This is a genomic window from Pseudopedobacter sp. (assembly GCF_040392825.1).
GTDB lineage: Bacteria > Bacteroidota > Bacteroidia > Sphingobacteriales > Sphingobacteriaceae > Pseudopedobacter.
In genome coordinates, this window is sequence record NZ_JBEBVH010000154.1 from 1 (window position 1) to 9,458 (window position 9,458).

At 32.9% G+C, this 9,458-nt stretch carries 12 protein-coding genes; 4 read left to right on the forward strand and 8 right to left on the reverse strand.

Annotated elements, in window-relative coordinates:
* The first annotated feature begins 239 nt into the window (after window positions 1-239).
* A complete protein-coding gene (locus ABWO41_RS11585) occupies window positions 240-776 on the forward strand; it encodes a HEPN domain-containing protein (protein WP_353137867.1) in 537 nt (178 codons plus the stop codon).
* Between the two features lie 24 nt (window positions 777-800).
* On the opposite strand, the gene ABWO41_RS11590 is transcribed toward ABWO41_RS11585, so the two are convergent.
* From ABWO41_RS11590 to pdxR, 8 genes are all read right to left on the reverse strand, one after another.
* Complete coding sequence (locus ABWO41_RS11590) at window positions 801-1,397, reverse strand: hypothetical protein (RefSeq protein ID WP_353137869.1); 597 nt, start codon at window positions 1,395-1,397, stop codon at window positions 801-803.
* Between the two features lie 14 nt (window positions 1,398-1,411).
* A complete protein-coding gene (locus ABWO41_RS11595; protein ID WP_353137871.1) occupies window positions 1,412-2,674 on the reverse strand; it encodes an aspartyl protease family protein in 1,263 nt (420 codons plus the stop codon).
* A gap of 54 nt (window positions 2,675-2,728) precedes the next feature.
* Window positions 2,729-3,118, reverse strand: coding sequence for a nuclear transport factor 2 family protein (locus ABWO41_RS11600; protein WP_353137873.1), 390 nt, complete (start codon window positions 3,116-3,118; stop codon window positions 2,729-2,731).
* Window positions 3,119-3,180: 62 nt separating this feature from the next.
* Entirely contained in the window at window positions 3,181-4,227 is a 1,047-nt protein-coding gene (locus ABWO41_RS11605; protein WP_353137875.1) for an alpha/beta hydrolase fold domain-containing protein, read from the reverse strand.
* Window positions 4,228-4,359: 132 nt separating this feature from the next.
* Window positions 4,360-5,337 (reverse strand): gliding motility protein GldB-related protein, encoded by a 978-nt coding sequence (locus ABWO41_RS11610; RefSeq protein ID WP_353137877.1) that lies wholly within the window; start codon window positions 5,335-5,337, stop codon window positions 4,360-4,362.
* A gap of 41 nt (window positions 5,338-5,378) precedes the next feature.
* Complete coding sequence (locus tag ABWO41_RS11615; protein WP_353137879.1) at window positions 5,379-5,600, reverse strand: methyltransferase type 11; 222 nt, start codon at window positions 5,598-5,600, stop codon at window positions 5,379-5,381.
* Window positions 5,601-5,855: 255 nt separating this feature from the next.
* A complete protein-coding gene (locus ABWO41_RS11620) occupies window positions 5,856-6,455 on the reverse strand; it encodes a helix-turn-helix domain-containing protein (RefSeq protein WP_353137881.1) in 600 nt (199 codons plus the stop codon).
* Between the two features lie 258 nt (window positions 6,456-6,713).
* Window positions 6,714-8,186 (reverse strand): MocR-like pyridoxine biosynthesis transcription factor PdxR, encoded by a 1,473-nt coding sequence (gene pdxR, locus ABWO41_RS11625; RefSeq protein ID WP_353137883.1) that lies wholly within the window; start codon window positions 8,184-8,186, stop codon window positions 6,714-6,716.
* A gap of 76 nt (window positions 8,187-8,262) precedes the next feature.
* Here pdxR and ABWO41_RS11630 point away from each other — a divergent pair, with 76 nt between their 5' ends.
* From ABWO41_RS11630 to ABWO41_RS11640, 3 genes are all read left to right on the forward strand, one after another.
* Window positions 8,263-8,700, forward strand: coding sequence for a carboxymuconolactone decarboxylase family protein (locus tag ABWO41_RS11630; protein ID WP_353137885.1), 438 nt, complete (start codon window positions 8,263-8,265; stop codon window positions 8,698-8,700).
* Between the two features lie 7 nt (window positions 8,701-8,707).
* Window positions 8,708-9,115 (forward strand): GNAT family N-acetyltransferase, encoded by a 408-nt coding sequence (locus ABWO41_RS11635; protein WP_353137887.1) that lies wholly within the window; start codon window positions 8,708-8,710, stop codon window positions 9,113-9,115.
* Window positions 9,116-9,259: 144 nt separating this feature from the next.
* Window positions 9,260-9,448 (forward strand): hypothetical protein, encoded by a 189-nt coding sequence (locus ABWO41_RS11640; protein ID WP_353137889.1) that lies wholly within the window; start codon window positions 9,260-9,262, stop codon window positions 9,446-9,448.
* The last annotated feature ends 10 nt before the right edge of the window (window positions 9,449-9,458 follow it).

Genomic DNA, 9,458 nt, shown 5'->3' on the forward strand with positions numbered 1-9,458 from the left:
CGGGAAATAAACTTTTCAAATAATAGGAGAATAACGGGCTATTTAACTTCGAGTAATTTTTATCATTTTTAAATGGCAGTTATTGTTTCCCAAGAGGGCTGGTTGTTAGAAATATTAAGGATGAAGATCTTTGGATTGATTACACCAAGTATATGACTGACCAATATCCGAAATGCGCCTCGTGGATTCCTCAAATATTTAACGATGAGATAGATAATATTTGGTCAAAGTTTTACAAAATGACAAAGGATGAATATGAGATTGTGGAGAGAATTATTGATTGGTATATTCAGGCAAATGTACGCAAGACTGGCGTAGAGTCAGCGTTTATATCTGTACAGATAGCTTTCGAAATATTGTTTAACTATATTGTTGACATAAAAAAAATTGCGCATGCAGAAAAAGAGGATAAAGATAAGGCAAGTAGTAAAATACGTTTTTTGTTAAATTATATAGGCTTGAATGAGGGTATTCCCAGTAAATATTTAAATGATTTTAAAAAGTTTTTGTCAGAAAATCCAGATTACAACGATTTTGCATATTTATTTACCGATCTAAGAAATTCTTTAACTCATGCAGATCCGTATAGAAAACAGGCTTTAAAGAAATTAAATAAACGGCACTTAGAAGCAGTACTTAATATCGGCTTATGCTATTTGGAACTTCTAATACTCAGAATATTGGATTATAACGGAAATTATGCTAACAGGCTGTCCCAGAATGAATGGAGACCTGAAAACGAAGACGTTGTCCCTTGGCTAAACAATCATAGATGATCAAGTATTCAATTGGAAATTGAGTTAATTATTTTTAATAATTTCCCCTTTCTCATCAATCATTTTGAATAAGGGATTACCAAGGCTATCAACGGAAATAATAATTCGTGGTTTTTCATCGGGTCCATTAATAACGAGGCTAGAATTACCATTCTCAGTTATCAAATTAATTCTGTTAATGTTACTGCCGACTTTTCCTGACACATCCTTGTCATTTATCACAATACCTGAACGATAGGCCTTAGAGTCACTATTCTGCTGTGTCAATATACCAATAGCATCAGCATTGTCGTAATCAAATGCTAAAGCATATGTTTGTGTTTCTGGATTTTTTGACAAGGCGATTCCTCCGCATTCATCACCTTTTTCATTATAAAAAACAATTCCTGTAGGATTCAAAGCTCGCTTATACTTTTTCCCATTGATAATTGGCGGTTCCATCAACCCTTCATTGGATATTACGATTCTATTTACACCCTTATCATCTATAATGTTAATTCGCTTTACCGTAATTTCTTCAAAGTTTTCCTTTAGGGATTTAAAGGAGTATAAAAGCATCAAAAATGCGACTGTTACTGCTCCTGCATAAAAACCTAGAGCCAATTGTGATATTTTTTTCATGTGATTTCAATTACCTAATCAAACTTGACAAACATTTGGTCAAAATTAAGAGTCATACTACTGAATTGTTTCATAAAATCCTGACCTATGTTACCATAAAGTGTCTCTTTATCATTTATCTTACTTTTAAGTAGTTGAACGTCCTTTAACTTTATCTTCTTATTAAATGTGTTAAAAACAGGATCAATTATATAACCTTCAAATTCTTTTGTTCCGCCAGCACCAGCAAAGGTTAGTTTTGTAGCTTTATATAACTTATCTATTTCGCTTTGTTTCTCAGCATAATAAGCATGGTAAAGAATCGTTTGACTAGCTCCTGTATCAAGGGAATAACTTCTACCTTCAATAGAGATCAAAGGAGTTAAACCGTCTAATACCATATTGGAGTATTGCATAATTTCCATTCCTTGATTTACGATTATAAAATGACCATCATCTGTAATCTTAACTTCTCGTAACCCCTCAATAATAGGAAATCCAAGAACACCGTTGATTTGGTAATCTATTTGCTCAAATGTCAAATCACTATCCTTCAATACAAGGAACACAGCATTCTGAATCTCAATATTGCCCAACATAAAAGATGGGCAGACCCCAAGTTGGGCTAAAACATTTTCACCAGTTATTGTTCCGACTTCGATATCTACCGGTATTGTCTTTATGTGCATCTTTTTTCCAACTGATTCAGTAATTGTAGATAAATTCGCTCCGGTATCAAAAACAAAATGAATCGTATCCTTTCCTATTGTAGTAATTGCTAAATTATCTAACCCTGCTTTATCTTTAATCATTTCCAAAGTATCAGATTCATAAATATTAATCTGTTGAGCTAATTCCCGATCCAATGCGCTCCATATTTTCAGATTATTGTCTAACTCTTTCCGTTCATCATCAGTGAGAATATTATTATAACCTGTGAAAATGGTATCCAAAGTATTTTTTGCTTCTTTGTAATTAAACAACTTGACAGAGTTGTCCTCCTTTATCTTGTATAGAGCGAGGCATAAAGAATCCGAAAGCATATGTTTGGATTTCATTATGTAAGAGATCTTATTATTAGAATGTTTCAATGCGTTAAATGAATTGTCAATAAAAGCCTCAACAATTGTTTGGTGTAGTATCGATAACTTATTTTTATTTATACAATAGGATTCTTTGGCTTTAAAAAAAGCTTTTTGCTTAATCAAGTGATAGATTTTTTCAAACTCACTATCAGGATGTTGTCCAACAACATTTAAACTAACAAAAAGCAATACCCCCAAATAAAACAGCTTCATTTGTTTCTTATACTATTTAATTTCAATTGGTTCAGTCTAAACAGATATGACACATTATTTACTGTTATAATCTCGAATCGATTTTATTTTCCCAGCTTCAATGGCAAATTCAGATTTCCCTCTTAATTCCAAAGTGTCCCCAGATTTTAATCCATTCGGCAAATCAGTAGCTACAACAGCACTATAATGAATATCAATTATTGTTGAGAATTCATCAAAACGCCAAGACTCAATCTTTTGGTTTCTAGTTCTAAAATATTGCTTTGCGGCTTCTGCTTGCTGTTCAAACATGTCCTTCCCGTTTAACCGCAAATCGACTTTGCCATTAGTAATATTTTCAAAAACCACATTTTCATCAAGATCTTTGATCATCCCTTTGACATCGAAGTTATTATACGATTCAACATAATTTTCTATGATTTTTTTATCTTTTTGATGCTCCATTTTAAATTCTGATTGGTTTCCACTTTATTGGTGTAAATACACTCTCTACCAAAGGCTTAGATTTAGCAAATAGTATTTATTATAACTTTTAGCGCTTCTTTTCCCTCCGGTGTAGGTAATCCGGGATAATTATGAGGTTGCCCTTTCTTAAGGTAGAGATCAACTTTTACACCAACAGATTCAGCCTTCCTTTTCAGCTCTATACTGTTTGGGTAAAGGAAATCAAGCGTTCCAGCAAATATGAGCATTGGTGGCAATTTATGTAAATCTCCATTCAAGGGACTTACAAATGGATGATTCAAGTCTAAATCACCGGCATACAGCTTTGCTCCATATAGAGCACCTTCAATATCAAGCAAAGGATCAATTTTTGCAATTTCTTGTTGTTCTTGAGTGATATACGAAGCGTCAAGTCCAGCTGATATTAACACCAACTTATCAGGTAAACGAAAATCATGATCACGTAGCCATTGAGTGCTTGCTAATGCCAACGCAGCACCAGCAGAATTTCCAACAATACTTACTTTTTTTGTCCCGACCTCTTCAAAAACCTTCAATAATAATTCTCCCATTGCAGGAACTACCTTATCAGCTGTTGCCTCTGGAGCCAAAGGATAAATAGGAACAATACAACCAATCTTTCCTTTCCGGTTCATTTCCCCAATTATTTTCCAATGACCAGGAACAATTTCGTCAATATATCCACCTCCGTGCAGAAATATAACATAACTATCAATACTTGAATTTGAATAAGGAGTTGTATAATAAACTGGCCACTCATTAATGTGTTTCAACATTACCTCTATTCCCGAACCTAAACCTTTGGGTTCGTAAGATGCTGGTTGAATTTTCAACTTTTGAAGGCGCTTCTTTACCGCAGGTACTGATGCTTTCTTTTGCTTAATTTTAAGTAATCTTAATAGGCAAATCACTAATCGCGTTTGCCAACTCGGTGTTGATTCATCAATCGAGAAAACTTGATTGTAGGATTCCATCTGTATATTCATATAATCTATTTGCTTCTTTAATAGCTTATTAACTAACTTAATGCAAAGTTGATGTTTTTGTGAGTCAGAAAATTGTACAATCCTGCTATTTTCTAAAGTCAAAATCCAAATATTGATTTAGCAGTGGATTTTTGATTTATTTACCGGTTTTAATTGCATGAAAATATTTTTTGAATATTTTGTTTTTACTTAGGTAGATCTAGAAGGATTAAAATAAAGTTCTGTTAACACCCTCTAATACTTTTCTTTAAGATCATATTTGCTTAATTGCAAAAATTCAATGGGATCATCTATTTCAATAATTTCAATTACAGCTTGTTTTTTATCTAATGAATTGAGGTAATAAGCTTCTACTATCTTATAACCAATAAAATACCCTAAATCAGCAGGTGTTTCCTTTGCTTTTGTATAGTTATAAAGCCAGTTTTCAGAAGTAGAATTACAGAGTTCATTTTTAAATTCTTGCCATAGTTCTCCTTCATTTCTATTGCCATAAATATGTGCTACTGTATTTATATGGCCTCCTGAAACCAGTTCTCCAATAAAGTCAGCCGCCCCTTCAATTAGACAATAATAAAGTAATGGACAATTAATAGAATGAGCATCAAGCTTAATGTGAGATTGTTGGGTATGCACATATTCATGTGCAACTATATCCCTGATTTTCTGAATAACACTATTTCCTTTCGCTAATTGTTTGCTGTATGCAACATTATTAAACTCAGACAAATCCGTATCTTCTGTTGCCCCGGACACCTCAGCTCCTATCAATAGATAATCATCTGAAACAGTGCCTCCTGTATTCGCCAGTCCAATAACAAAACAAACTTTAAATGGTTTAAAGTTTGGATAAATCTGTTCGAATTTTTGAACAATATCTTCAATTAAAGGAACAATATTTTTCACTTCTAAAGTGTTTTTCCGTACAGAATTGTAAAATTTGGGATATTGTGAAACTGCATTAACAAATTTTTCTGCTGTAAAATCCCTCACTTTAATAAAGTCTTTTAAGCCGTCTGTGGCTCTATCAAGATAAATATGTTGAAAAGAACTAATGCTATCATTCCTATTCTTGCACGCTTTTAAATTATCAAAAGCTTCCCAGAAATTATCTATATCTGTCGTTTGAACATTTTCTGTTTTATTTAATGTTTCCCCAAATGAAAAATTGGTTATTGACAATAGGAGGAATAGAAAAATAATTCGTTTCATATATACTTGATTTAAAGCCAATATGACATTGTTCTAATCGGTTACTCAATTTTCTCACAATTATATCCCCCTTCAATCATCTTTTTTATAATTTTATCAGTATCAATTGTCAGATGATTAACTTCTACCCTAAGAATTTTATCCTCATCTTCAAGATCAAAATTGATTTTATAGACTGGATTCAACTCTAAGAGAAAATTTACTAGTTTATCGGCTTCTATATCGTTCTGGACATTTGTTTTAAAAATTTCAACTACTTTCACGTATCTAACTTGCTTGTTTTTCGAATACTTTGTCTTGAATTTGTTATAAGTTCATCATATCTATTTCATTTTAAAACAGCTACAGATCAATGAAATAGAAGGGTATATCTGAGGCTGGAATCACAGGAACATTTATTTATAACATTAACGAGTCCTTTTTTTTACTAATTGCTGTATTATTAATCAATCCTCCTGTCTACAGTATATGATATGCAAAATTAGGGATTGATTAAAAGGAGAACTTGTACATTCCTGCTATTCTTTTAACACGAAGTAGGGATAGATACCAAACATATTTTTAAATGTCCTGTTAAAATGAGACGAGTCAACAAATCCCGAAAAATGGGCGCATTCAGTCAAAGTAGCTCCTTTTTGAGAAAGTTTTATTGCTTCTTCTATTTTCTTCCATAAAATATATTGGTGCACCGAACATCCAACATATTCCTTAAACAAATGGGCGAGTCTACTTTCTGACAAGAAGACAACTTCTGAAAGCTTAGAAATATTAATGTTTTCTAATGAGTAATTTACATCTATCCATTCTAAACAAACTCTAATCCTATCATCTTTCAAAGCCATCAATTTATTTTCAAAAGTGGACAGGTAATTATCTAAAAATGAATCGACCGACATCAGCTCATTCACCACGACATCCTCATTCATTCTGAGATAATCCGTCATCAGTTGATTACCAATATATGATGTTGGATCAACGAAGTATAATTGACATTCACCATTTGAGCAATCAAAAGTATGGGGTACGTTGGAATTTATCAGAACAGATTGAACGTTTTGATACTCACAATTATCAGTTTTAAGGTTTAGATAGCCCGAAATAGGAAACGCCACCTCCATATAGAAATGACAATGCCGTTTTGTTTGATATTTTCTTTGCGAAAATCCAATTATTCCATTTTTTATATTAATATAATTTATTGGCATATCTGAGCATGTATTAATATTCTTCTATTCTAAATCTCAAGACATCAATTTCGTTATCAAAAAAACTTAATCAATTTCAGTGATTCGTCATCGCTGATGTCTTTTGCATACATATTATCTAGGCACATTTTTCTTTTTGCATTGTTCTTCGAACTAAAATAACCACTCACTTTAATAAGCATCGTATTCCAAAATGGATTTTTTAATTGCATTTATACATATGGAAATTTCCTGAAAATTAAGAGAGGCAAATCCTAATCTTATATGATTCATTTCTTCGTATTGGCTAAAGATAATATTGTGACTTAACGAAATTTCATGACGTTCTACCAATAACCGTATCTTCTCGACATTATATTCTTTTAAAAACCGCATCCATATCGCCATCCCTCCAGCAGGCACTTGATAAGTGACAACGTCCTTTAAATGCAAATCAATCTGTTCACACATATAATCCCTTCGTTCTTTATAAAGCTTATTTGATTTTCTTATATGTCGCTCTATTTCTCCATTTTCGAGTAAGGCTGCAAAGGAATTCTCTAACAGAAGGTCTCCACGGATATCAATCGTTTTTCTGATCTGGGCAACAGCATTGACTAGATCATTCGGACCTACAATAAACCCAAGTCTTAATGCAGGAGAAAAACATTTCGATAGACTTCCTACATATATAACATGGCCATAGTGATTATAACTTGCCATGGGTAAATAAGGAGCAGATGTATAATGGAACTCATAGTCATAATCATCTTCCATGATTACAAAATTATATTTTCGCGCTAACGACAATAGCTTTATCCTCCTATCGGGTGATAAAGTAACAGTCGTAGGAAAATGATGATGTGGAATAACATATACTCCTTTAACTATTTCCTTTTTACATAACTCTTCAATATTATCAACATCAATTCCCTTTTCATCGACCGAAACTCCAATTGTTCTAGCCCCATTCTCTTTTAATGCTTGTTCAGCTAGATTATATCCTGGCTTACCAATAATAAATGTATCGCCGGGATTAATCAGTGCCTTCGCTATCAAATAAATTCCCATCTGTGCACCATTTGTAATAAAAACATTTTCCGAAGAGAGGTTAATCCCACGAGATTTCGAAAGATGCGCCGATAAGACTCTTTTTAATTGGGAAGAATTAAATGAAGTCCCATAGTTAGCCCGTTTAAGATTATAATCTCTATCCGTCAATGACTTAAACTCTCTCAATAGAATTTTATATGGTGCTATCCTAGGGTCTGGCAATCCGTCATCTAAAAAAAGAACATTGGATAGGTTTCTTTCATTAAAAGATTGAGAGTAATTACCTTTTATTGCAATCGGGGATTGAGCAGGATATTTTGTTCCTAGTTCCGACCCACTAGAAATAGTAGGAATAGAAATGTTGCTATTCACATAATATCCGCTTTTATTCTTTGATATTATCCAACCTTGTATTTCCAACTCCTCATAAGCAGCAATCACCGTTTTCCTATGGATTTTAAGCTGCTCCCCAAGCATTCTAGTACTTGGTAGCTTAGTTCCAGCAGGGATAGTACCACTATTAATGAGATTCATCAAACTCATCGCTATCTGTTCGTAAATAGCTCTTTTGCTAGAGGTTTCGATATTTATTAAAGTTTGATATGGGAGCATCTGGACTACTGTTTGTTTTAAATCTGGAACACAAATGTAGTCCAAAATATAATATATTTGATAAAAAAACATAAAAATGGCATACAGAAGATTTTTACAAGATGTAGATTCATCAGCATTTGAGGTAATGTTGGGATTTGAAAAGTATTTAGCTAAGAGCTCATTAAGTCGTACACACGCAGAATTAATCAAAATTCGTGTATCACAAATTAACGGTTGTGCTTATTGTATCGATAAGCATATTCAGGATGCACTTAATATCGGAGAAGACCCCCGTAGAATATTCGTATTATCTGCATGGCGAGAAACCCCGTTTTTTTCAAAGGAAGAACAAGCAATATTAGCCTTAGCGGAAGAAATGACATTAATTTCACAACAGGGCGTATCCAACCAAACTTATGATGCTGCAATAAATTTGTTAGGTCAACAATATACAACGGAGGTAATGATGGCAATAATTGCTATGAATGCTTGGAATCGAGTAGGTATAACCACAGGACGTATACCTCAATAGTTCCCATATGTTAAAAGAAATAATATACAGAACAGATGTAATACCATCCCCAGACCTCATAATAAATCTATATGTTGATGCAGGATTAAAGCGACCTTTAGAAGACAAGGATCGAATCAATAGAATGTTTGTAAATTCTAATTTAATCATAACAGCATGGCATAATAAAATCCTAGTTGGAATAGCAAGATCTATGACAGATTATGGTTATTGGTGCTATTTGGCCGATTTAGCCGTACGATCAAATTATCAAAAGCAGGGAATTGGTAACTCGCTAATCAATGAAACAAAAATCAAGGCAGGGAAAGATTGCACACTTTTATTATTATCTGCACCAACAGCACTTTCTTACTATAAGAGAATTGGTTTGAAGAATGTAAACAATGCTTTTATTTTAAATCGAGATAATAAGTAACTTACTTGACTCAGAATGATTAAAGTTGAATAGGATTAAAAAATTCTGTCCAATTAAAGCACACTTCTATTAAAGAGAGCGATAGTTTATTTTCTACGAAGCAGTTTCGTTCAGAATACATTGTAACAAAATAAACTAATCGTAATGAGAAACCGCTTAGAGACAGTTATTTTAGAAATACACAGAAAAGAAGAAGCTATGGCTACACAATATCCAAGGTTGATAGATGAAGCCTTTAATATGACCATTTATCTCCAAGGATTGCTAAATATCATAAAGAAAGACATAGTTATGTGCCATGATGCTAAAATTTTGATGTTAAAAAATGATTGATTGTTCCTTT

Excerpts from the sequence above, each read along its gene's own strand:
- ABWO41_RS11585 (WP_353137867.1), top strand. The coding sequence starts at position 240 with ATGACAAAGGATGAATATGAGATTGTGGAGAGAATTATTGATTGGTAT.
- ABWO41_RS11590 (WP_353137869.1), bottom strand. The coding sequence starts at position 1,397 with ATGAAAAAAATATCACAATTGGCTCTAGGTTTTTATGCAGGAGCAGTA.
- ABWO41_RS11595 (WP_353137871.1), bottom strand. The coding sequence starts at position 2,674 with ATGAAGCTGTTTTATTTGGGGGTATTGCTTTTTGTTAGTTTAAATGTT.
- ABWO41_RS11600 (WP_353137873.1), bottom strand. The coding sequence starts at position 3,118 with ATGGAGCATCAAAAAGATAAAAAAATCATAGAAAATTATGTTGAATCG.
- ABWO41_RS11610 (WP_353137877.1), bottom strand. The coding sequence starts at position 5,337 with ATGAAACGAATTATTTTTCTATTCCTCCTATTGTCAATAACCAATTTT.
- ABWO41_RS11620 (WP_353137881.1), bottom strand. The coding sequence starts at position 6,455 with ATGGAGGTGGCGTTTCCTATTTCGGGCTATCTAAACCTTAAAACTGAT.
- pdxR (WP_353137883.1), bottom strand. The coding sequence starts at position 8,186 with ATGCTCCCATATCAAACTTTAATAAATATCGAAACCTCTAGCAAAAGA.
- ABWO41_RS11630 (WP_353137885.1), top strand. The coding sequence starts at position 8,263 with ATGGCATACAGAAGATTTTTACAAGATGTAGATTCATCAGCATTTGAG.
- ABWO41_RS11635 (WP_353137887.1), top strand. The coding sequence starts at position 8,708 with ATGTTAAAAGAAATAATATACAGAACAGATGTAATACCATCCCCAGAC.
- ABWO41_RS11640 (WP_353137889.1), top strand. The coding sequence starts at position 9,260 with ATGAGAAACCGCTTAGAGACAGTTATTTTAGAAATACACAGAAAAGAA.